Genomic DNA, 22,586 nt, shown 5'->3' with positions numbered 1-22,586 from the left:
GAGAACACTCCCGGTTTTTTCTTTGTTTTGCCGGTGCGATGTGATACAATAAGGAAAAAACTGCGGTCAAAAGCCGGTGCGGCGGGTCTGCCTATGCCCCCGGCAAAGCGCGCAGATATGGCAGGGGAGAATGGGAATGCAGAAACAGCTCACCCGCATTTTTTCGGCGGGGTTTGCCCTGGTGTGGGGCTGGGTCTTTTTGAATAGCGTGCTGCGCTGGCAGCACAACGGGCTGGCCGCGCTGGCGGCGGGCGCGGTGCTGGGAGCGGTGCTGTTCGCCCTGGCCCGCTTCGTGCTGCCGCTGCTGGATCAGCTGCCCCGCCGCCGGTTCCGGCTGGTGCTGGGCGCGGCGCTGGCGGTCTATGGCCTTGCGCTGGGCTGGCTGGGCTTTTTGCTGGCCGAGGTGCCCATCATGGACATGAGCACCGTGCTGCAAAGCCTGCCGGATTTTCTGGACGACGGCGTGCCCCAGGTGTGGGGAGCCTATTATGTGATCTGCAACAACAATCTGGGCCTGGCGCTGTTGCTCGCCGGCTGGTATAAGCTGGCGGGGCTGTTCGGCATCACGCCGGACACCGAGGCGGGCATCTATGCGGGCATCGTGCTGAACGTGCTGGCCATCTGGCTGGCGGTGCTGCTGGTCTGCCTGCTGGCCCGGCGCATTCTGCACCACAACAGCGGCGTGGCCCTGGCCTTTGTGCTGTGCGCGGGCTTCCTGCCCTTTGTGCTCTGGGCGCCCTGCTTTTATTCCGATACGCTGTCCCTGCCCTTCGGGCTGCTGGTGCTGCTGTGCTGGAATTACTACCGGAGCGAAACACGCCGTCCGGTGCGCATCGCCCTGCTGGCGGCCATGGGGGCCGCGGCCTTTGTGGGCTACGCAGTGAAGGGCAGCGTGGCGGTGATCGTTGTGGCGCTGGTGATCCAGCTCTTTCTGGAGAAAAAGCCCCGCCAGGCGCTGGCCGGGGCGCTGGTGCTGGCGCTGGTCTTCGCCGGGCTGAATGCGGGCTACCGAGCCTGGCAGCACAGCGGTCTTTTGGACTTTTCGGTGGAGGACGCCGAGGGCTTCCCCATCGAGCTGTGGTTTGCCTACGGCAGCACCGGTGACGGCGATTACAACGACCCGGTCTGCCAGGCTGCCAAGGACCTGCCCACCATGGCAGAGCGGCGGCAGATGCTGCGGCAGTTTATCATCGAGCAGTATTCCTCCCGTGGCCCGCTGGAGCAGCTGGAGTTCATGACCCGTAAGGCGGCCATCACCTGGGGCGACGGAATGTATGACGCCCAGGAGTTCCTGGCCACCCCGCTCAAAGCCAACTGGACCCACCGGTTCATTCTGGAGGGCCAGCCCGGCTACATGCCCATGGTCTACTACTGCCAGGCCTACCAGTTCCTGCTCATGGGATTGGTGCTGGCGGGCGCGGTGGGCGCGGTGCGGCGGGCTCGTCCCGGCACCCTGACCCTGGCCCGGGTGAGCGTGTTCGGGCTGATGCTCTTCTTGAGCTTCTGGGAGACCAAGGCCCGCTATTCCTTCAATTTCACCCCGCTGCTGATTTTGCTGGCCACGGCCACCCTGTGGCGGCTGGCCCGGCAGCGGCGCATTGGCCGGAAAAACTGAAATAGAAAAAGCCGTGAGGAAGCTTCCTCACGGCTTTTGTTGTATGTTCAGTTTGCTTTTCGCCGGGTCAGAAAGAACAGGGCGGCGCCCAGGCCGCACAGCTCCGCCAGCACGTAAGCCAGCCAGACGCCGGTCATGCCCAGCACCGCCGCCAGCACCAGCGCCAGTGGGATCAGGGCGATCAGTCCCCGAATCATGGCCACGCCAAAGCCCTGGCCCGGCCGGTCCACCGCGCTGAAATAGGCGGCCAGCACCAGATTGGGCCCGGCGAAGAAGAAGCCCACAAAATAGATGCGCATGCCGGTGCGGGCGATGTCTGCCAGCTGGGGGTCGGCATCCCGGTTGAAGGCGCCGATCAGCGGGTCCGGCCACAGGTTCACCGCCAGGTAACAGGCCACCGCCAGCACCAGCACCAGACCCACCGCCAGCCGCAGCAGCTGACGCAGCTCGGCGGTGTTGTTTGTGCCGTAGGCGTGGCTGGTCAGGGGCTGGATGCCCTGGGCCACGCCGGTGAAGATGGCCAGCCCCACCAGAGCCAGATTGGCAATGATGCCGTAGGCCGCCACGCCCACGTTACCGGTGAAGTGCAGAATCAGCAGATTGAACACCAGCAGCACCACGCCGGAGGACAGCTCACACACAAAGGAGGAGGCGCCCAGACTCAGCGCCCGTGCAGCGGGCCGCAGCGCCGCGCCCCGCACCGAAAAGCGCAGCTGACTGGCGGGCCGGGCAAAGTGGGTGGCCAGTACGCACAGGCTCAGGATGGGGGCAATGCAGGTGGCGATGGCCGCGCCGAACATGCCTAGCCCCAGCGGATACATGAACACCCAGTCCAGCACCACGTTGGAAAGGCTGCTGGTGAGCATGCCCGCCATGGCCAGCCGGGGCGCGCCGTCATTGCGCACAAAGGCCTGCAGGGTGCTGTTCAATAAAAAGAAGGGGGCAAAGCAGAGAATGGTGCGCAGGTAGACGCTGCACAGCGGCCGGGTCACCGCGTCCGCACCCAGCAGAGCGGCCAGAGGCCAGGCGGCCACAGCGCCCACGGCCAGCAGGGCGCAGCCCGCACCCGCCGCCAACAGCACCATGCCGCTGAACAGCCGGTTGGCGGCATCGTTCTCCCCCTGAGCCCGCAGAATGGCATAGCGGGTACCGCCGCCCACGCCGGTCATCAGACCCGCCGCGTTGATCAGGTTGAACACCGGGATGGCGATGTTCAGCGCGGTCAGGCCGTCCGCTCCGATGGCGTTGGCGATGAAAAAGGTATCTGCCAGAATGTAGCAGGAAAGGCCGAGCATCCCCAGCACGTTGGCGCTCACATAGCGGCAGAATTTGGGCAATACGTTCACAGTCTTCTACTTCCTCCCTCACAGCAAAAAAGGTGCCTGCCCCCCTCCCTGCTTGCGACCTACCGGGAGAGGTTCAGGCACCTGACGGGCGACCCGGTGGCCGCCCGTCATGCTTTTGTATTGAGGCAACACCGCATAATTCACGCCTCACGGCTCAGGCGGCGTATCACGCCAAAATTTTCCGCGCTGTTTTCCAAAAATGCTCGCGGGGCCTCCAAGGCTTGTCTGCGCTTTTTGGTTCATATCACAAAAAATTTCCGGTGCGCTCCACCACCTGGAATTGTGCGGTATCGCCTTAAATTCCGTTACTCAGTATAGCAAAGCCCGGCCCAAAAGGCAAGGAGCTATTCTGATTACAGCTCGTAGATGGCGGAATATTTCTCCACCAGATAATCGGTGTAGAACTTGGGGTCGAAATCGCCGCCGCAGGCATTCTTCAGCAGCTGGGCGGGGGTCTTTTCCTTGCCGTACTGCCAGATGCGCTCCTCCAGCCAGCCGGTGATGGGGGCCCAGTTGCCCGCCTCCAGCAGACCGTCCACGTCCAGGTCCTTGCGCATGGCGGCCATCATCTGCGCGCCGTAGGCGGTGCCCAGCGCGTAGCTGGGGAAGTAGCCCAGGTCGCCGCCGGCCCAGTGGATGTCCTGCAGCACGCCGTGGGCGTCGTCCGGCACGTCCACGCCCAGCAGCTCCTTCATCTGAGCGTTCCAGGCGGCGGGCAGGTCCTTGACCGCCAGAGAGCCGTCCATCAGGCGCTTTTCCAGCTCGTAGCGAACCATCACGTGCAGGCAGTAGGTCACCTCGTCCGCCTCGGTGCGGATCAGGCTGGGCTGGCACTGGTTCACCGCCTTGTAGAAGGCCTCGGGGGTCACGCCCGCCAGCTGGGTGGGGAACAGCTCGGTGAGGGTGGGCCACAGGCTCTTGATAAAGCCCAGGCTGCGGCCCAGGTAGTTCTCGCACAGACGGCTCTGGCTCTCGTGCAGGCCCATGGACGCGCCGCCGGACAGGCAGGTGTACTGCAGGCGGTCGGCCATGTGCAGCTCATACAGGGCATGGCCGCCCTCGTGGATCACCGAGTACAGGTTGCTGGCCATGTCATCCTCGTGGTAGTGGGTGGTGATGCGCACGTCGCCCTTGTAGAACTCGGTGGTGAAGGGGTGCTCGCTCTCGCTCAGCACGCAGTGGCCCTCGTCAATGCCCATCAGCTTCATCACAGCCGCCGAGAGCATCTTCTGGGCCTCAATGGGCCAGGTGCCCTCCAGGAAATCGCAGGGGATCTTCGCGCCCCGCTGGCTGATCTCCTTCACCAGTGGCTGGATCACCGCCTTCAGCCGGTCGAAGAAGGCGTCGCACTGAGCCATGGACAGCCCCTTCTCGTACTGGTCCAGCCACACGTCGTAGGGGGCCTTATTGGCGTCGAAGTAGGCGGCGGTGCGGCGGCGGTAGTCCACGATCTGCTCCAGATAGGGGGCAAACAGCGAGAAGTCGCTGGCGGCCTTGGCCTTCTCCCAGGCGTTCACCGCAGCGGTGGTCAGCTTCACGAAGGCGGCGTATTCCTGAGCGGGGATCTTGCTGGTCTCGTCGTACAGGCGCTGCAGCTCGGCCACCTCGGCGGCCTCCTGCTCGGTGCGCTCCTCATTGCGAGCCTTCTCCAGCAGAGCGGGAAGGGCGGGGTCGGCAATCAGGCTGTATTTGATGCCGCTCAGCACCTCCAGCGCCTCGCCGCGGCCGGGGTAGCTCTCACTGGGGGCCACGGTCTGGGCGTCGAAGTCGATCACATTCAGCGCGAACTGAAAGGCGTACAGCTTCTTTTGCAGGTCCCGCAGGGCCTGCATGGTCTCGGTCATCATAAAAATGGTCACTCCTTTGTGGGCAAACTCGCCCGCGCCCGGCCCGACTGTTCGCCATGCCGGAACGCAGGGGCTTTTTCTGCTATTATACCGGCTGGCGGCCCAAAATACAAATCCCTCGCAAAAGCTGCGGCAAAGCCGGACGGATGCGGTTGATTTTCGCCGCCGGATGCACTACACTGAAAAGCAGAGGAACAATTCATACCGAAGGGGGAATCAAGGATGGAGCAGCCGCTGGTCAGCGTGATCGTGCCGGTCTACAACGCGAAGCTTCACATCGCCCGCTGCGTGGAGAGCATCCGCAAGCAGAGCTATCAGAACCTGGAGATCATTCTGGTGAACGACGGCAGCAGCGACGTGAGCCTGCAGGTGGCGGACATGTACGCCCGGGTGGACAAACGCATCCTGCTCATCGACAAGGCCAACAGCGGGGTGTCCGCCACCCGGAATCTGGCCATCTCGATGGCCACCGGCAAATACCTGCAATTTGCCGACAGTGATGATTACCTTGCTCCGGACGCCACCCGCCTGCTGGTGGAAAAGGCGGAGCAGCACACCGCCGATCTGGTGATCGCGCCCTACTACCGGGTGGAAAACCACAAGCCTCTCTTCGCGAAAACCGAGGAGGACAGCTACCAGACCATCGAGCAGTACGGCTTTCTGGACGCGGGCTTTTACGACAAGACCGCCTTTGCCAAGGGCCTGATGAAGGAGCCCGCCAGCTTTTATTATGGCGTGATGTGGAACAAGCTCTACCGGCGGGATATTGTACATAACCACAACATCCAGTGCAACGTGGAGCTGGGCTGGAGCGAGGACCTGCTGTTCAATCTGGAATACATCCGGTATGCCTCCCGCTTCTATGCGCTGGAACAGCCGGTGTATTACTACGTGCAGAATCCCCAGAGCATCACCGCCACCCAGCTGGGGCTGCGCAACACGGTGAAGATGCTCTCCACCAAGGCCAGCCTGTTTGCCTATTACAAAAAGCTCTATGAGGAGCTGGGCCTTTACGAGGAGAACAAGCTGCAGATCTACAAATATCTGGTGGCAGTGGCCGAGGCCTGAACCAACAAGCGAGAACGAAGAAAGCGAGCCTGCCCGGGAATGCTCCCGCGGCAGGCTCGCTTTGTTACAAGGAAATACCGCCTGAGCCGTTCGGCGTGAATGATGCGGTGTTGCCTCAGTTGTTATAGCCCAGAACATGGATCAGCCGCACGTCCGCGTAGGCGTAGGCGCTCATGGGCCAGTCGATCCGGTCGGTGGTGTTGGAGGCGATGAGGAATTCCACCGGCTGGCCGTTGGCGTCGTTGACCACCTCGGTCACCAGCACCGAGTGCTTCCACTCGCCGTCCGCCCCGTATTGCAGCACGTCGCCGGGCTGGGCGGTGTACAGGTTGCCATCCGCCTCGGCTGCCAGACCGTAGCCGCTGTTCTCGTTCACGTAGGTGTAAAATTCATCCACACCGCTCCAGCTGGAGGAACGGCCCCGGGCCTCGGAATAGGAGTTGGGCACGTCGCTGTACCATTTCCACTGCTGGGTGTCGTAGCCGTAGATGTCCATGGGGATGCCCCCCGCGTACAGGCACTGGGAGGTGAAGTTGTTGCAGTTGCCGCCGTAGTCATCGTAGATGCCCCATTTGGGGTTGCGGGTCATTGCGGTCAGCCCCACCCACTGGCGGGCGTAATCCACCGCCGCCTGCCGGTCATAAGCCATGTTGCAAGCCTGGATACTGCTCTGGCCGGAGGGATTCGCCAGATATTCCTGGCGTTGGCTGGCCAGCTTGTCCACATCCGATTTGGCGGCGCTCATCAGCTGGCTCAGCGTGCTCTTGATTCCGGCCTCACCGCTGGAGGACTGATGGCTGTACACATCCCGCACCAGGTTGAAGCCGTCCTCGGTCTTTTCGTGGGCCAGGATCTTGCCGTCGGCGGAGAAGGTGAAGGTGTTCTCGATGCCGCAGCTGGAGCTGGTGCGGCCGTTCAGAAAAGCGAACTGGATCTGGTCATCCTCCTGCAGGGTCACGGTGCAGCCGCCGTCGCTCTCCCAGCTGGTTTCCTCCACCGTCAGGCCGATGGTGAAGCCGGTCATGGTCAGGTCCACCGGCTGCATGGCACGCACCTGACTGATGAAGTCCACGCTGGCCTCATCCAGCAGGCAGGCCTCCTGGGCCGCTGCGCCCGGGCCGTAAAGATCGTCCAGCTCCGGGGCTTCCAGCCGGGCGGAGGCATCGTAGCAGCGCACGAACCATTCGGTCAGGGTATCCTGCACTTCCTGGGGCAGCTCGTCGCCGCCGGAGCGGAACACGCATTCGCCCACCGATGGGGCGGGCGCTGGTTCGGGCTGACTCACAGCCCCGGAGACATCCGCCCCGACGGGCAGGGCCTCGCGGGCGGACCAGACATAGGTAAAGCCTAAAATCAGGCAGCTGACCAGAGCGGCCAGAGCCCAGGGCAGCGGGGAAGCGCGGCGTTTGCGGCGGGCGGGCCGGGCCGGATTGGCCCGCCGCTGCACGGGACGCTGTGCAGCGGGCTGCGGGGGAGCGGGGCGGCGTACCTGCCGCTTTTGGGCTTGGGGTGCGTAACGGGCTTCCAGAGAGGAACGGCGGGGCGCGGCGCGTCTTGCGGGGGCGCGGCGAACCGGCTGAGCCGATTGGGCCGGCTGGCGCGGCGTGCGCTGGCGGCTTGCCCCGGAATGGTATTTCCAACTTTCGGGGGGATTGGCCATCGTCTCGTTCCTCCTTTGGCGGTATATTTCTATTAGACGTATTATACCGCGCCGATGTAACGAAACTGTATCGAAGGGAGACGCAAAGTTGTAAATTTTGGCGGCGGGACGCAAAAAAAGACCCCGGTTTTCACCAGGGGCTTTGGGATAAATTAAGCCAGGGGTTTGGTCTTTTCGGCCAGCCATGCGGTTTCCGCTTCGGTCAGCAGGGGGGCAAGATCCCGGTAGGTCTCGGCATGGAAGGCGTTCAGCCAGGCCTTCTCGTCCGCGTCCAGCAGCTCGGGGCGAACCGGGGTCAGGTCGATGGGGCAGCGGGTCATGGACTCGAAGCCCAGGAACTGGCCGTACTGGTTCTTCACCCGCTCCACGCACAGCAGCTCGTTCTCAATGCGGATGCCCACCTCGCCCTCTTCGTAGATGCCGGGCTCGTCGGTGATGGTCATGCCGGGCTCGAAGGGCACATGATTGGTCACGCGCAGGCTCTGGGGTCCTTCGTGTACGCCGCCGATGAAGCCCACGCCGTGGCCGGTGCCGCAGCGGTAGTCGATGCCGTGCTGCCACACCGCGGCACGGGCCATCACATCCAGGTTGCCGCCGGTGCAGCCGGACAGGAACTGGAACTTGGCGATGTCGATGTGGCTCTTGAGCACGTAGGTGTAGTAGGTGCGCTCGTTGTCGGTCAGCTCACCCAGCGCATAGGTGCGGGTGATGTCGGTGGTGCCGTCGTTGTACTGTCCGCCGCTGTCCACCAGCAAGAAGCCACGCTTCTCCAGCTTGGTGCAGTTGTCCGGGGTGGCATGGTAGTGCATCATGGCGGCGTTGGCCCCGTAGGCGGCGATGGTGTCGAAGCTCACGCCCAGGTTGCCGGGCTGAGCGGCGCGCAGCTCCATCAGCTTGCGGTCCACATCCACCTCGGTGAGGGTCTCGCCCGCGGCCAGCTGCTCCTCCAGCCAGATCTGGAAGCGCACCATGGCCACGCCGTCCTTCACGTGGCAGTTCATCAGGTTCTTGATCTCGGCGGCGTTCTTCACGCCCTTCATGGCCTGGATGGGGTCCTCGCCCATCTTCACCGTGAAGTTGGGGTTCTGGCACACAGCGCTGTAGATGGCCCAGTTGGTGGAGCCGTCCACCAGGATCACCCGGTTGTGATGGTAGCCGGTCAGGGTGCCCAGCAGCCGGTCATAGCTCTCCACACCCACGCCCTGGGCACGCAGAGCGGCAACAGCCTCCTCGGGCAGGCGGCTCTGGTCGATGAACAGAGTGGCGTTGGTGGTGGTCACGAAGCAGTAGGCCAGGGCAAAGGGAGTGCAGTCCAGGTCGGCGGCACGCAGGTTCAAAAGCCAGGCCACGCTGTCCAGCCGGGAGACCACCATGGCGCCGGCGCCGGCTTCGGCCAGCTTGCCGCGCAGGCGGCTCAGCTTTTCCGCAGCGGAGGCACCCGCGGTTTCGGCATCCACCAGCCAGGCGGGGGTGGAGGGAACCGGGGGCCGGTCCTCCCAGATGGGGCTGACCAGATCAACGGACAGCACCTTCGCGCCCTTTTTCTCCAGGGCCTTTTCCAGCTCCTGCACGGTGGCGGTGGGGGTGACCATGCCGTCCAGAGCCAGCACCTGGCCTTCGCCCAGGGCGTCCACCAGATATTCGGTCACGGTGGGGGTACCCTCCACGGCGATCTTTTGCAGCTGAATCTCGCTTCCGGCCAGCTGGCGCTCAGCCTGGATGAAGTAGCGGCCGTCGGCCCAGAGGGCGCTGGCGGTATCGGTCACCACAAGGGTGCCCATGCTGCCGGTGAAGCCGGAGAAGTAGGCCCGGGCCTTCCAGTGGTCGGGCAGGTACTCGCTGGAATGGGGGTCCGACGAGGGGATCAGGCAGGCATTCGCCCCGGCGGCCTGCATGGCCGCCCGCAGCTGGGCGATTTTTTCGTTGGTGGTTTTCATGAGATCTGTTTTACCTCTTTTCCCACAGCGGACGCATCCCGCGTCCGCCGCGCAAAATCGTGTTAAGAGGCGATACCGCATAATTCCGGGTGGTGGAGCACGCCGGAAAATTTTTTGTGAGATGAAGCAAAAAGCACAGCCAATCCTTGGTGGATTGGCAAGCATTTTTGCAAAATATCACGGAAAATTTTGGCGCGATACACCACCTGAGCCCTGGGGCGTGAATTGTGCGGTGTTGCCTAAATTTATATTAACACGGTAAAGCAGGTTTTAAAAGGGACCGGGACGCAAAAACGCAAAATTTCGCAAAAAGAACACCGGAGAAAACCGCGCAATGACCTTGACAAAGATAGTATAATAAGAAACGGAACGACCGTTTTTCAGCAGGCGGCCCGGGGGCGGGAATATGCCCCGGCGGGGCGGCTCTGCGCAAGGGCAATCCCGGCCGTGAATCGTGCAGGGTTCCCCAAGATAAAAGGAGACAATATACCATGACCAAGATTGATATTTTTTCCGGTTTTCTGGGCGCCGGCAAGACCACGCTCATCAAGAAGCTGATCGCCGAGGCCTACGCGGGCCAGAAGCTGGTGCTCATCGAGAATGAGTTCGGTGAGATCGGCATCGACGGCGGCTTTCTGAAGGAGGCCGGCATCGAGATCACCGAGATGAACTCCGGCTGCATCTGCTGCAGCCTGGTGGGCGACTTCCGGGAGGCTCTGAAGAAGGTCATCGACCAGTATCAGCCCGACCGCATTCTGATCGAGCCCTCCGGCGTGGGCAAGCTGAGCGACGTGACCAAGGCCGTGCAGGGCATCGCCGCCGAGCGGGACGTGCAGCTGAACAGCTTTGTGACTGTGGCCGACGTGAACAAGGTGCGGCTGTACATGAAGAACTTCGGTGAGTTCTACAACGACCAGATCGGCCATGCCAACGCCATCATCCTGAGCCGTACCGGCGCCGCCAGCGAGGACAAGATCGCCCGCGCCGTGGCCATGATCCGGGAGAAGAACCCCGAGGCCACCATCGTCACCACCGACTGGAACCAGCTGAAGGGCGAGCAGATCGTGGCGGCCATGGAGTCCAAGCGGGACTTCGTGAAGGAGCTGCTGGAGGAGACTCAGATCTGCCCCGAGTGCGGCCATCACCACGAGCATGGCGAGGAGTGCGGCCACGACCACGAGCATGAGCATCACCATCATCACGACCACGATGAGGAGTGCGGCTGCGGTCACGACCATGAGCACGAGCACCATCACCACGATCACGACGAGGAGTGCAGCTGCGGCCACGATCATGACCATGAGCACCATCATCACGATCATGACGAGGAGTGCGGCTGCGGTCACGACCATGACCATGAGCATCATCATCACGATCATGACGGCGAGTGCAGCTGCGGCTGCGGCCATGACCACGACCATCACCACCACCATCACGCCGACGAGGTGTTCACCAGCTGGGGCCGCGAGACTGCCCGGGTGTTCACCGAGGAGGAGATCCGCAACGCTCTGGAAGAGCTGGACAGCGGCAAGTACGGCGTGGTGCTGCGCGCCAAGGGCATCCTGCCCGGCGCGGAGGGCTGGATCTACTTTGACCATGTGCCCGGCGAAGCCGACGTGCGCGGCGGCGCTGCGGATGTGACCGGCCGCCTGTGCGTGATCGGCTCCAAGCTGGACGAGGCTGCCCTGGAGCAGCTGTTCCATCTGGCCTGAGCCGCAGGGAGGGAGAGGTAACGTGAAAGAGATTCCGGTATATCTGTTCCTGGGCTTTTTGGAAAGCGGCAAGACCCGCTTTGTGCAGGAGACCATGGAGGACCCCCAGTTTGACTCCGGCGACAAGACTCTGCTGCTGGTGTGCGAGGAGGGCGAAGAGGAATACAACGCCGACAAGTTCGCCTTCGGCGGCGTGAGCGTGGAGCTCATTGAGGACAAGGAGCAGCTGAACCCCACCCATCTGGCCGAGCTGGTGAAAAAGACCGGCGCGGGCCGGGTGGTGATCGAATACAACGGCATGTGGATGGTGCAGGAGCTGTACGAGGCCATGCCGGAGAACTGGGTCATCTACCAGACCATCGGCACCGCCGACGCGAACACCTTCCGCATGTACTTCGACAACATGCGCCAGCTGTTCCTGGACAAGTTCGCCCAGTGCGAGCTGCTGGTGGTGAACCGGGCCGACGGCCTGACCGCCGAGGACCAGGAGTTCGTACACAAGGCGGTGCGCCAGGCCAGCCGCCGGTGCGACATCGCCTACGAATACACCGACGGCAGCGTGGCCTACGACCAGCTGCCGGACGAGCTGCCCTTCGACATCAACGCGGATGTGATCGAGATCGGCGACGAGGACTTCGGCGTCTGGTATCTGGATGCCAGCGAGGACCCGGAGAAGTACGCGGGCAAGACCGTGCGCTTCACCGCCCAGGTCTGCCAGACGCCCCGGGTGGGCCAGAATCAGTTCGTGCCCGGCCGCTTCGCCATGACCTGCTGCGTGCAGGACATCCAGTTCGTGGGCTTCCCCTGCAAGTACGACGAGGCCAAAAAGCTGGCCCAGCGCAGCTGGATCAAGATCACCGCCAAGGTGCGGGTGCAGTTCCACCCCCTGTTCGGCGGCAAGGGTCCGGTGCTCACTGCTCTGTCGGTAGAGGCCGCCCAGCCCCTGAAGGACGACGTGGTCACCTTCAGCTGACCGGCCGAAGAAAAGCAAAACAAACAGGGCCCGTTCCCGGGTTTGCGCCGGGGCGGGCCCTGTGGTATACTACTCAAAAAGGAGGGAGTATTCATGGGATTTTTCAAACGACTGATTTCCATCGTTCTGGGCATTGCTGCGGGCGCTGTGGCCTATAAGCTGCTGAACGATTACAACAAGAGCTCTCACATCGAGGGCGAGTATGTGGAGGTGCCCACCGAGCCGGAGCAGCCCGCTCAGGCCGAGCCGGAGAAGGCTGCCAGCGAGGAGCCTCAGCCGGAGCCGACCGTTTACCCCCAGCGCCCGGACCGGGGCCCCAACACCAATCCGGTGACCCTGGGTGCGGCGGAAAAGCCGCTGGATGAGAACGGCAAGCTGGACCCCACCCGCATCGCCAGCGCTGAGGATTTCGGCGACTGGGACGATCTGGGCTGCCAGGGCTGAGTCTCTGCGAAAAGTACAAAAAAACCGGCCTGCGGAAATTGTATCCGCAGGCCGGTTTTCTTATGTCGGTTGGAATTTAAGCTTCGTTTGCCGGAGCCTTCCGCCCGGTGGTGAGCCGGTGGTAGGATACAGCCATCACCGCCAGAATCGCCAGCAGGAACACCGGATACAGCCCGATGCTGATGTGGTTGGCGATCAGCCCGAACAGGGGAGGCATCAGGCAGGTGCCCACATAGGCGCTGGCCATCTGTACCCCGATCAGCGCCTGGGACCGCTCGGCCCCGAAGGTGGCCGGGGTGGAGTGGATCACGCAGGGGTAGATAGGCGCGCAGCCCAGCCCCACGAGCACCAGGCCGACCTGGGCGGGACGGCTGCCAAAGGGCAGGAACAGGCAGAAGATGCCCGCCAGGATCACCGCCTGCCCCAGCCGGATCAGCTGGGTGTCGGAAAAGCGCATGGTCAAAAAGCCGCTGGCTGCCCGTCCGGCGGTGATGCCGAAGAAGAACAGGCTGGCCCAGCTGGCAGCCTGTTCGGCGCTCAGGCCGTGGTGGAGGGTCAGGTAGCTGCTGGCCCACAGCGCGCAGGTCTGCTCCAGAGCGCAGTAGCAGAAAAAGGCGGTCAGAATGGCCTTCGCCCCGGGAATAGCAATGATTTCTCGCAGGCTCAGCGGCGCGTTCTGGTGGGTTTCGCTCTGCTGGTCCGGCTTTGCCCAGAGCCGCAGGCTCAATGCAAGGATAACCACCAGAACAGTCTGCAACAGGGCGATATACCGGTAGCCGCCGGTCCAGCCCTTGCCGCCGGTGAGGGCAAGGCCCATGATGACCGGTCCGATGGAAGCGCCCACGCCCCACATGCAGTGCAGCCAGCTCATGTGGCGGCTGGCGTAGTGCAGGGCCACATAGTTGTTCAGCGCCGCGTCCACGCAGCCCGCGCCCAGCCCGTAGGGGACCGCCCACAGGCAGAGCATCCAGAAGGAGCTGCTGATGGAAAAGCCGAACAGGGCCAGGGCGGTGGCTGCCACGCTCACCGCGGTGATCACCCCGGCGCTGAACCGGCGGATCAGCCGGTCGCACTGCAGGCTGGACACGATGGTCCCCACCGCGATGATGGCGGAAAGGATTCCCGCGTAGGACACCGGTACCTGGAATTGCTGGTAGATGGTGGGCCAGGCGGAGCCCAGCAGGGAATCCGGCAGGCCCAGACTGATAAAGGAAAGATAGATCACCGCCAAAAGCAGCGAAGTCATAAAACGCACCCCTCTTTTTGCCGAAGCGCTTGTACCGCCCCGGCCATGTTTGTGCAAGCACAACGCCGATTATAGCACCGACGCAGGCAAAAGCAAAGCCCCCGGCGGAGATTTTTCCACCGGGGGCTCGTTGTATGGTTGGAATCTTACTTGGCGTATTCCACCGCGCGGCTCTCGCGGATCACGTTCACCTTGATCTGGCCGGGGTAATCCAGCTCTTCCTCGATCTTCTTGGTGATGGAACGGGCCAGCAGGATCAGCTGGTCGTCGCTGATGGCGTCCGGCTTTACCATGATGCGCACCTCGCGGCCAGCCTGCACGGCAAAGGCGTTCTCCACGCCCTCGAAGCTGCAGCTGATCTCTTCCAGATTCTCCAGCCGCTTGATGTAGCTTTCCAGGTTCTCGCGGCGGGCGCCGGGACGGGCGGCGCTGATGGCGTCGGCGGCCATCACGATGAAGGCCAGCGGAGTCTTGGGCTCCACATCGCCGTGGTGCGCCTCGATGGCGTGGATCACGGCGGGGTTCTCCTTGTACTTGCGGGCGATCTCCACACCGATCTGGATGTGGCTGCCTTCGATCTCGTGGTCCAGGGCCTTGCCGATGTCATGCAGCAGACCGGCACGGCGGGCCTGAGTCACGTTCACGCCCATCTCGCCAGCCAGCAGGCCGGACAGATAGGAAACCTCCAGAGAGTGGTTCAGCACGTTCTGGCCGAAGCTGGTGCGGAACTTCAAGCGGCCCAGCAGCTTCACGATGTCGGGATGGATGCCGTGGATGCCCACCTCCATCACCGCGCGCTCGCCTTCACGCTTCATGGACAGCTCCAGTTCGCGGCGGCACTTCTCCACCGTCTCCTCAATGCGGGCGGGGTGGATGCGGCCGTCGGCGATCAGGCGCTCCAGCGTCATGCGGGCCACCTCGCGGCGGGCCTGGTCGAAGCTGGACAGGGTGATGGCCTCGGGGGTGTCGTCGATGATCAGGTCCACACCGGTGGCGGTCTCCAGGGCGCGGATGTTGCGGCCCTCGCGGCCGATGATGCGGCCCTTCATCTCGTCGTTGGGCAGGGGAACCACGCTCACGGTGGTCTCGCTGGAATGGTCGGCGGCGCAGCGGGCGATGGCCTGGCCGATCATCTCGCGGGCCATAACGTCGCACTCGTCCTTCAGGTTGGCCTCATAGGCGCTGATGCGCATGGCCTTCTCGTGGGTCAGCTCCTGATCCAGGCGGTTCAGCAAAAGGTGCTTGGCGTCCTCCTGGGTCAGACCGGCAATGGTCTCCAGCTTTTCCATCTGGCGCAGCTTCAGCTGTTCCAGTTCGTCCAGCTTTGCTTCCACCAGCTCGCTGCGGCGGCGCTGCTCCTCTTCCTTCTGCTCCAGAGCGGCCACCTTCTTGTCCAGGGATTCCTCCTTCTGGTCCAGACGGCGCTCCTGGCGGCTCAGCTCGCTGCGGCGCTCTTTGATTTCCTTGTCGGCCTCGGTCTTCATGCGCAGGGCTTCGTCCTTGGCCTCGATCACGGTCTCTTTGCGTTTCTGTTCTGCGGTCTTGATGGCGTCGTTCACAATCCGCATTGCTTCTTCTTCGGCGCTGCCGATCTTTGCTTCAGCGGTTTTGCGGCGGTAGCTCTGGCCAAGAAAAAAGCCTGCGGCCACACCGACGGCGATTGCAACGACTGCCACCAGTACCAATACGATCATGGATGGCAATGTTTTCAACTCCTCAAATAGAAATGGTATCTGAGATGACCGCCATGGTGCAGGGGCAGACCGGCTGGTTGCGGGACCTGGAACGAACGGCACGCAGCACAACGATACCGCCGCACAGGCGGTGCGGCGGAAAGGATGCAAACGGGCTGGATTGGATATTGCAAGGCAGCAGGGCATGCTGCCGGTGTTCGTTTGGAAATACTCACAGTATCTTGCGCATATTTCACAAAAAGCAGGGCGGACCCTGCGGCTAATCATCTAATATACTTACTATTTATTTTAATGACGAGTTCACAAATTGTCAAGAAATATTGACAATCCCGAAGGGAAGGTATAAGATAAGGCTGAACCTATCCCGCAAAAGCGCAGATGCGGACATGAGCGGGCGGGCAACACGCGGATAGAGAAGGCCGCCGCTTCCCCCTGGGAGGCGTGCTGAGAGCGGCTGCGCGCAGGTGCCCCCACAGCTTACCACCGCGGAGCGCGGGGGCGAACCCCCGCCGGCAAGGGCCCGTTATCGCCCAAACGAGTGGGCGTGCCAAAAAGGCGCGCAATTCGGGTGGAACCGTGGAGCTTTCAGATGCTTCATCCCGTTATTGTTTTACGGGATGGGGCATTTTTTCTTTTTCGCCCCTTTGGGCGAAGCGATCAAACGGGAGGTCGAATAGTTATGATCAAAGTTGATTTGAAGGGCACCGTCAAGGAGTTTGAGGCGGGCGTATCCGCCGCTGAGGTGGCCAAGAGCATCGGCATGGGCCTGTACAAGAGCGCCTGCGCCGCCAAGGTAGACGGCCAGGTGTGCGACCTGCGCACCGTGCTGGACAAGGACTGCGCGCTGGAGATCCTGACCTTTGCCGACGACGAGGGCAAGCACGCCTTCTGGCACACCGCTGCCCATGTGATGGCTCAGGCCATCCAGCATCTGTACCCCGAAGCCCACTTCGGCATCGGCCCTGCTCTGGAGAGCGGCTGGTACTACGACATCGGCGGCGTGAAGCCCTTTACCCCGGACCAGTTTGCCGCCATCGAGGCCGAGATGAAGAAGATCGCCAAGGCGGACCTGCCGGTGGAGAAGCGCATCATCACCGTGGAGGAGGGCCGCGAGATCTTCGCCGGTCAGCCCTATAAGCTGGAGCTGCTGGAGGAGTACGCCGAGAAGGGCTGGGAGCTGAGCGTTTACCAGCAGGGCGACTTCGTGGACCTGTGCGCAGGCCCGCACCTGATGAGCACCGGCGCGGTGAAGGCCGTGAAGCTGACCCAGGCCACCAGCGCCTACTGGCGTGGCGACTCCAGCCGGGACAGCCTGTGCCGCATGTACGGCATTGCTTTCCCCAAGGCCAGCGAGCTGGAGGAGTACCTGAAGCAGCAGGAAGAGGCCCTCAAGCGGGACCACAACAAGATCGGCCGTGAGCTGGAGTACTTCACCACCGTGGAGGCCATCGGCCAGGGCCTGCCGGTCATGCTGCCCAACGGCGCCCGCGCCATCCAGCTGCTGCAGCGCTGGGTGGAGGACACCGAGCAGAAGCGGGGCTACCTGCTGACCAAGACCCCCCTGATGGCCAAGCGCGACCTGTACAAGATCAGCGGCCACTGGGACCACTACCTGGACGGCATGTTCATCCTGGGCGATCCCCACGACGAGACCAAGGAGTGCTTTGCTCTGCGTCCCATGACCTGCCCCTTCCAGTACCAGGTCTACCTGAACCGCAAGCGCAGCTACCGTGACCTGCCCATGCGTCTGGGCGAGACCTCCACCCTGTTCCGCAACGAGGATTCCGGCGAGATGCACGGCCTGATCCGCGTGCGTCAGTTCACCATCAGCGAGGGCCACATCGTGCTGCGCCCCGACCAGCTGGAGGAGGAGTTCCGCGGCTGCCTGGAGCTGGCCAAGGAGATGCTGGATACCCTGGGTCTGGGCGAGGACGTAAGCTACCGCTTCAGCCAGTGGGACCCCAACCGCAAGGACAAGTACGAGGGCACCGCTGAGCAGTGGGAGGAAGCCCAGGGCCTGATGAAGAAGATCCTGGACCACCTGGGCCTGGATTACAAGGTGGGCATCGACGAGGCCGCCTTCTACGGTCCCAAGCTGGACATCCAGATCAAGAACGTGTTCGGCAAGGAAGACACCCTCATCACCATCCAGATCGACATGCTGCTGGCTCAGAAGTTCGGCATGACCTATGTGGGTGAGGATGGTCAGGAGCACACCCCCTACATCATCCACCGCACCTCCATCGGCTGCTACGAGCGTACCCTGGCTCTGCTGCTGGAGAAGTACGCCGGTGCTCTGCCCACCTGGCTGATGCCCACTCAGGTGGAGATCATCCCCATCACCGAGCGCCAGCACGCCTATGCCCGTGAGCTGCACAACAAGCTGGAGGCCGCCGGCATCCGTGTGGACACCGACTACCGCAGCGAGAAGATGGGCTACAAGATCCGCGAGGCCCAGCTCAAGAAGATCCCCTACATGCTGGTCGTGGGCGACAAGGAGATGGAAGAGGGCCTGGTTGCCGTGCGTGCCCGCAAGGAGGAAAAGGGCGGCGTGATGACCGCCGACGCCTTCATCGGCCAGATCCTCACCGAGATCGCCACCAAGGAGCGCTGATCGCGTCCCCTGTGCAAGCAGATTTACGCGCAAACAAAGAGCCGCATCCAACCGGATGCGGCTCTTTTTGCATGGTTTGGCCAGCCCGGAAAAATTTGACCGGAACTTTACACCCCTTTCACCCAAAAGCGATAGACCCGCCGCCCCGACAGGTCTAAACTGAAAGCAGAAGAAAACGGAACAGCGAGGGGGAAATGAAGGATGAAGAAAAGACAACGGACCGACTGGATGATCGGCTCTCTGCGCACTTTGGCGGCCTTGGCGGGCGTGCTGCTGCTGGTCTTCGGCGCTGCGCCCGGCGCGCTGGCTGCCGGAACGCAGCAGGCGACGCAGGTCCCGACGGGGGAGACTGGAACCGTGATCTGGGGCGTGGTCTTTGCGCTGGCGGCGCTGGGCATCATCACTGCGGAGATCGCCCGGAAAAAGCGCACCGCCCGCCGCGATTCCAAACAGAGCTGAAAACGCGGGCAAAGAAAAATCCCCCGGCCTTGGTGAGAAAGGCTAGGGGAGTGAAAAGTGAAGAGTGAAGAAGGAAAAATCCCCCGGCCTCAGCGGATGAGGTGCGGGGGATTTTGTTTCCGGGACGATGCAGGCAAAAGGGAAAGAGGCTCAATAAACGGCGCCGTTTGCCGTGCAGTAGAATTCCGCGTGGGCCATCCGATTTTCAAAGACAGCGCCGGAAATGGTGAGGTCTCCCCAAACGGTGACCGCGCAGGTCCTTGCTCCATCCAGAAGGTAAGTCTCGGAATCGGTCTGCGTCCATGCGGCAGGGCAGCCGGTCACTTCCGAGTCCAGGGAACCGGCTGCCAGAAAATGCTGCCGCCTGCTGGCCGGACTGTATGTGGTTTCAAAACTTCCTGTGATGGTCAGATTGAGCTCCTGCCCGTCGGCCGTGAGGGTGGAGGTCCTTGCGGCGATGGTGGAACGGGGCTGGTCCGGGGCACAGAAGGAGCCGCTCAGATCCCAGTCGGCAACCGCGGTGAGCATCGCGCGGAATTCCTCCGGCGTGCGCCAGTCCTCCTGGGTGAATTTGTCCATGGGCAGCAGCGAGATCTCCTGCCCGGTTTCTTGCGCCACCTGCTGGGCAATGGTCTGATACTCTTCGTACAGGGCTTCTTTGGCGGCCTGGTCCAAAAGCTCCGCTTCCAGGGCAAAGACGGGGACCATAAGCAAATCAGCTGCCAGGATGCAGGCTGAAAGAATGGCTGCAAAGGTCTTTTTCATCTGCGCTCACACTCCTTCCGTGTATCAAAACGAGGAGACGGGCCCTCGTTCTAATTTCAATATAGTGGAAGCTTCCGCAGATGTAAACCATGGAAATCTTACAGTTTTGCGACGATTGCGGGGAGAAACAAGGAACGAGGATTTTGAAAAGCAGAAAAATCCCGGATGCTTTCGCATCCGGGATTTTTTGGTGAACCATCGGAGACTCGAACTCCGGACCCTCTGATTAAAAGTCAGATGCTCTACCGACTGAGCTAATGATTCACGCTGTTTACAGCTTGTTTATTATATCAGCCGAAAAAAACTTTGTCAAGCACTTTTTGCAAAAAAGAAAGCGGCTCGGTGGCCAGGCCGTTAAAGAGAGAAAAATTGACCGGTAAAAATTACAAAGTGTTTACAAACGACGCAAAAATGAGTATGATAGTAGTGGCCCATCGTTTCAAAAATGAGCGGTTGGGGCGTGGAGGTCCGGTTTGATCTCCACACCAAAGCCCTGGGAAAAAGGTTTCAATAGGTTGGATATACAAACTTTTTCTTGGGATTTTGGCGAAAGTGCGTAAAAATTTCCGTTTGCTTTACAACGATTCGGCGTGGGAGTAAAATGGGAAAAATGGGAGCAGCCTGCTCCCGGCGCGATGATAAGGGCTTTCCGCATGGGTGCGCCCCGGCTGCGGCCTGTGCAAAAAATACACAGACAAATGGAGAGAATTACATGAAGCGATTGATGAGTGTCGTACTGGCTGTTCTCATGGCGGCCAGCGTATTCACCGCCTGTGGCGGCAGCGGCGAAACTGCCAGCGGTGAGGGCGGTCAGGGTGCATCCAGCCCTGCTGCTACGCCGGAGCCCACTCCGGAGCCCTACGAGGCCCAGGTACTTACCGGCTACGAAAAGGACATCGACTACCCGGAAGGCGAACGCATCACCGGCGTGATGGTGAACAACATCCAGGCCTGCCGGCCTCAGCGCGGCCTTTCTGCGGCGGACATCCTGTTCGAGATCAAGGTGGAAGGCGGCATCACCCGCTTTATGGCCCTGTTCACCGATTACAACGACATTCCTGAGATCGGACCCATCCGTTCCGCCCGCGACCAGTTCTTCCGCCTGGTTCTGCCCTGGCAGCCCCTGTATGTGCATGTGGGCCAGAGCGTGGTGCAGCGCCAGTACATCAAGGACTACGACTACGAGGAGTGGGACCTGGAGGGCAACACCGCCGCCGGCCTGATCTACCGTGATTCCAACCGCCGCAACTGGGCGGGCAACACGGTGGCCAAGGAGCACACTGCCTACACCAACGGCGAAAAGATTGCCGAGTACATTGAAAGTCAGAACATCGACGACCGCCGCAGCTACAACTCCACCTTCTTTGATTTTGTGGACTACCGCGACCCGGCCGTGATCCCGGCGGGCAGCTTCGTGGACGGCGACAACACCGCCGAGCGGGTGACCGTCCGTCACTCCCAGAGCTACCGCACCCAGTTCGACTACGACGCCTCTCTGGGCCAGTACAAAATGGCACAGTACTACTCCAGCCTGGGCAGCTACCGGGATACCATTGATGAAAACAACGACCAGCAGCTCATGTTCGACAACGTGATCGTGCTGTTCACCGACATCCACACCTATCCCGGCCACGAGGCCAAGGACCTGCAGTACGCCGAGTACAGCTGGGGCGGCGTTGGCTACTACTGCTACGGCGGCAAGATCGAGAAGATCCGCTGGGAGAAGGGCACCCCGCTGGAGTCCCTGCGGCTGGTCACCTTCGACACCCAGGAGCCCTTCAAGATCAACTGCGGCAAGAGCTATGTGACCGTGGTGGACATCGACGAGGCCGAGCGCTTCGAGTGGGAGCCGCTGGCCACCGCGCAGGACACCCAGGAAGCGCCCACCAGCGAGACCTTCGTGGAAAGCGACGATTGATCATAGTCTGATCCAGGGCCTGTCTGCCAAAATGGACAGGCCCTGTTTTACACTTTTCAGAGCAACAAACAGGGGAAGGGGAAACACAAGATGAAAGCATGCTACAAAGCGGCGGCGCTGGTGCTGAGCCTGGCGCTGCTGGCCGGCTGCGGCAAGGGAGCGGATTCCTCCCAGGCGCAGGCGTCGTCCCAGACTGCATCCAGCCAGGCGGCCTCCTCGCAGGCTGAGCCCCAGGCGCCGCAGCTGCCGGAAACAGAGAACGATATGCCGATGCCTGCCGAGGGCATCAGCGCGCTGTCCGGCCGCCAGACCGAATATTATGGCCAGCGCCCGGTGGCGGTGATGCTCTACAACGACAAGGCAGCCTGGCCCCAGTGGGGCATCGGGGATACCGAGCTGTTGATCGAAGCCAACACCGAAGGGCAGGACACCTGGCTGATGGCTTTGTACGACGGGCCGGACGCCCTGCTGAAGGTGGGCCCGGTGGGCCAGGGCCGCGATCTGTTTTTGCAGATGGTGATGCCGCTGCAGGCGATCCCCATGTACGTGGGCAGCGATGCGTATGCCTCCAACCTGGTGAACTATTATAACTATCAGCCGCTGGACGGTGTGTACACCGGTACCACCGCCTTTGACCTGGACAAGGACCGGGCCAAGATCTATGCGGAGCAGTACAGCTGGTACACCACCAGCAGCCTGCTGCCCGGCGCGCTGGAGCTGTACGGCCAGAGCAGCGAGGGCGAGACCCACAGCTTCTTCCAGTTTGCCGAGGGCAGCGTGCCCCAGAACACCCAGGGCTACGAGCTGGCCATCACCTACGGCAGCGAGCGCACCGCCCGTCTGGTCTATAACACGGAGGATGAGCGCTACTACCTGCGGGAGGGCGACACGCCCCAGACTGACGCGGGCCGCCCGGACGACAGCGAGGTCCGGTTCTCCAATGTGATCCTGCTCATGGCTTCCAGCGGTATGAAGGACAACGGCGTGACCCACCAGTATGACCTGAGCGGCGGGCAGGGACTGTATCTGTCCGGCGGCGGCGTGCAGACCATCCGCTGGGAGAAGGGCGACGCCATGGCTCCTCTGAAACTGTATGACGAGAGCGGCAGCATGCTGAATGTGCAGCCCGGCCGCACTTATATGGGCATTTACGGTGGCTTTGAGGGCCAGAGCCTGAAGCTGCTGGACGCCTCGGGCGCCGAGCAGACTCTGCCGTCGGCTCCTGCTCCACTGCCCACTGCCGTGCCCACCCCCAGCCCGGAACCCACGCCGGAGCCCACCCCGGAAC

Annotated in this window: 16 protein-coding genes and 1 tRNA gene; 9 read left to right on the top strand and 8 right to left on the bottom strand. The window is 62.1% G+C overall.

What is annotated here, in order from left to right:
* The first annotated feature begins 136 nt into the window (after positions 1 to 136).
* A complete protein-coding gene (locus B5G03_RS11105; RefSeq protein WP_087181770.1) occupies positions 137 to 1,615 on the top strand; it encodes a hypothetical protein in 1,479 nt (492 codons plus the stop codon).
* Positions 1,616 to 1,662: 47 nt separating this feature from the next.
* On the opposite strand, the gene B5G03_RS11100 is transcribed toward B5G03_RS11105, so the two are convergent.
* Together B5G03_RS11100 and B5G03_RS11095 are read right to left on the bottom strand one after the other, a co-directional pair.
* Complete coding sequence (locus tag B5G03_RS11100) at positions 1,663 to 2,961, bottom strand: MATE family efflux transporter (RefSeq protein WP_242962421.1); 1,299 nt, start codon at positions 2,959 to 2,961, stop codon at positions 1,663 to 1,665.
* 353 nt (positions 2,962 to 3,314) lie between these two features.
* Positions 3,315 to 4,808: a carboxypeptidase M32 gene (locus B5G03_RS11095; protein ID WP_087181769.1), complete on the bottom strand. Its 1,494-nt coding sequence runs from the start codon at positions 4,806 to 4,808 to the stop codon at positions 3,315 to 3,317.
* A 222-nt stretch (positions 4,809 to 5,030) separates the two neighbouring features.
* On the opposite strand from B5G03_RS11095, the gene B5G03_RS11090 reads away from it, so the two are divergent.
* Positions 5,031 to 5,876, top strand: coding sequence for a glycosyltransferase family 2 protein (locus B5G03_RS11090; protein ID WP_087181768.1), 846 nt, complete (start codon positions 5,031 to 5,033; stop codon positions 5,874 to 5,876).
* A 115-nt stretch (positions 5,877 to 5,991) separates the two neighbouring features.
* On the opposite strand, the gene B5G03_RS11085 is transcribed toward B5G03_RS11090, so the two are convergent.
* Both B5G03_RS11085 and B5G03_RS11080 read right to left on the bottom strand, forming a co-directional pair.
* A complete protein-coding gene (locus B5G03_RS11085) occupies positions 5,992 to 7,536 on the bottom strand; it encodes an amidase domain-containing protein (RefSeq protein WP_162613393.1) in 1,545 nt (514 codons plus the stop codon).
* A gap of 152 nt (positions 7,537 to 7,688) precedes the next feature.
* Positions 7,689 to 9,473: an aminopeptidase P family protein gene (locus tag B5G03_RS11080; protein WP_087181766.1), complete on the bottom strand. Its 1,785-nt coding sequence runs from the start codon at positions 9,471 to 9,473 to the stop codon at positions 7,689 to 7,691.
* 491 nt (positions 9,474 to 9,964) lie between these two features.
* Between B5G03_RS11080 and B5G03_RS11075 the strand changes: the two genes are divergently transcribed.
* The 3 genes from B5G03_RS11075 to B5G03_RS11065 all read left to right on the top strand — a co-directional run bounded on the left by B5G03_RS11075 (position 9,965) and on the right by B5G03_RS11065 (position 12,602).
* The gene (locus B5G03_RS11075; protein WP_087181765.1) at positions 9,965 to 11,185 is read left to right on the top strand and encodes a CobW family GTP-binding protein; all 1,221 of its coding nucleotides are present in this window, start codon (positions 9,965 to 9,967) and stop codon (positions 11,183 to 11,185) included.
* Positions 11,186 to 11,207: 22 nt separating this feature from the next.
* On the top strand, positions 11,208 to 12,158 hold the full coding sequence (locus tag B5G03_RS11070) for a TIGR03943 family putative permease subunit (protein ID WP_087181764.1): 951 nt from the start codon (positions 11,208 to 11,210) through the stop codon (positions 12,156 to 12,158).
* Between the two features lie 93 nt (positions 12,159 to 12,251).
* Positions 12,252 to 12,602, top strand: coding sequence for a hypothetical protein (locus B5G03_RS11065; protein ID WP_087181763.1), 351 nt, complete (start codon positions 12,252 to 12,254; stop codon positions 12,600 to 12,602).
* A gap of 76 nt (positions 12,603 to 12,678) precedes the next feature.
* Here B5G03_RS11065 and B5G03_RS11060 read toward each other — a convergent pair whose 3' ends face one another.
* Entirely contained in the window at positions 12,679 to 13,848 is a 1,170-nt protein-coding gene (locus B5G03_RS11060) for an MFS transporter (protein ID WP_087181762.1), read from the bottom strand.
* 146 nt (positions 13,849 to 13,994) lie between these two features.
* Positions 13,995 to 15,542, bottom strand: a complete 1,548-nt coding sequence (gene rny / locus B5G03_RS11055) for a ribonuclease Y (RefSeq protein WP_087181761.1) — start codon at positions 15,540 to 15,542, stop codon at positions 13,995 to 13,997.
* Positions 15,543 to 16,221: 679 nt separating this feature from the next.
* Here rny and thrS point away from each other — a divergent pair.
* Complete coding sequence (thrS, locus tag B5G03_RS11050) at positions 16,222 to 18,156, top strand: threonine--tRNA ligase (RefSeq protein WP_087181760.1); 1,935 nt, start codon at positions 16,222 to 16,224, stop codon at positions 18,154 to 18,156.
* A 201-nt stretch (positions 18,157 to 18,357) separates the two neighbouring features.
* A complete protein-coding gene (locus B5G03_RS11045; protein ID WP_140401680.1) occupies positions 18,358 to 18,615 on the top strand; it encodes a hypothetical protein in 258 nt (85 codons plus the stop codon).
* Positions 18,616 to 18,765: 150 nt separating this feature from the next.
* Here the strand turns inward: B5G03_RS11045 and B5G03_RS11040 are convergent, their stop codons facing one another.
* Entirely contained in the window at positions 18,766 to 19,380 is a 615-nt protein-coding gene (locus B5G03_RS11040; RefSeq protein ID WP_087181758.1) for a hypothetical protein, read from the bottom strand.
* Between the two features lie 188 nt (positions 19,381 to 19,568).
* A tRNA-Lys gene (locus B5G03_RS11035) sits at positions 19,569 to 19,644 on the bottom strand.
* Between the two features lie 448 nt (positions 19,645 to 20,092).
* On the opposite strand from B5G03_RS11035, the gene B5G03_RS11030 reads away from it, so the two are divergent.
* Together B5G03_RS11030 and B5G03_RS11025 are read left to right on the top strand one after the other, a co-directional pair.
* On the top strand, positions 20,093 to 21,298 hold the full coding sequence (locus tag B5G03_RS11030; RefSeq protein WP_162613392.1) for a DUF3048 domain-containing protein: 1,206 nt from the start codon (positions 20,093 to 20,095) through the stop codon (positions 21,296 to 21,298).
* A 90-nt stretch (positions 21,299 to 21,388) separates the two neighbouring features.
* A partial coding sequence (locus B5G03_RS11025; RefSeq protein WP_087181756.1) for a DUF3048 domain-containing protein occupies positions 21,389 to 22,586 on the top strand: 1,198 nt, incomplete at its 3' end.

It is taken from the genome of Gemmiger sp. An50, assembly GCF_002161595.1.
Taxonomy (GTDB): Bacteria; Bacillota; Clostridia; order Oscillospirales; family Ruminococcaceae; genus Allofournierella.
The sequence above is the reverse complement of the archived record's forward strand: the minus strand, read 5'-3'. Positions and strand labels throughout refer to the sequence as shown.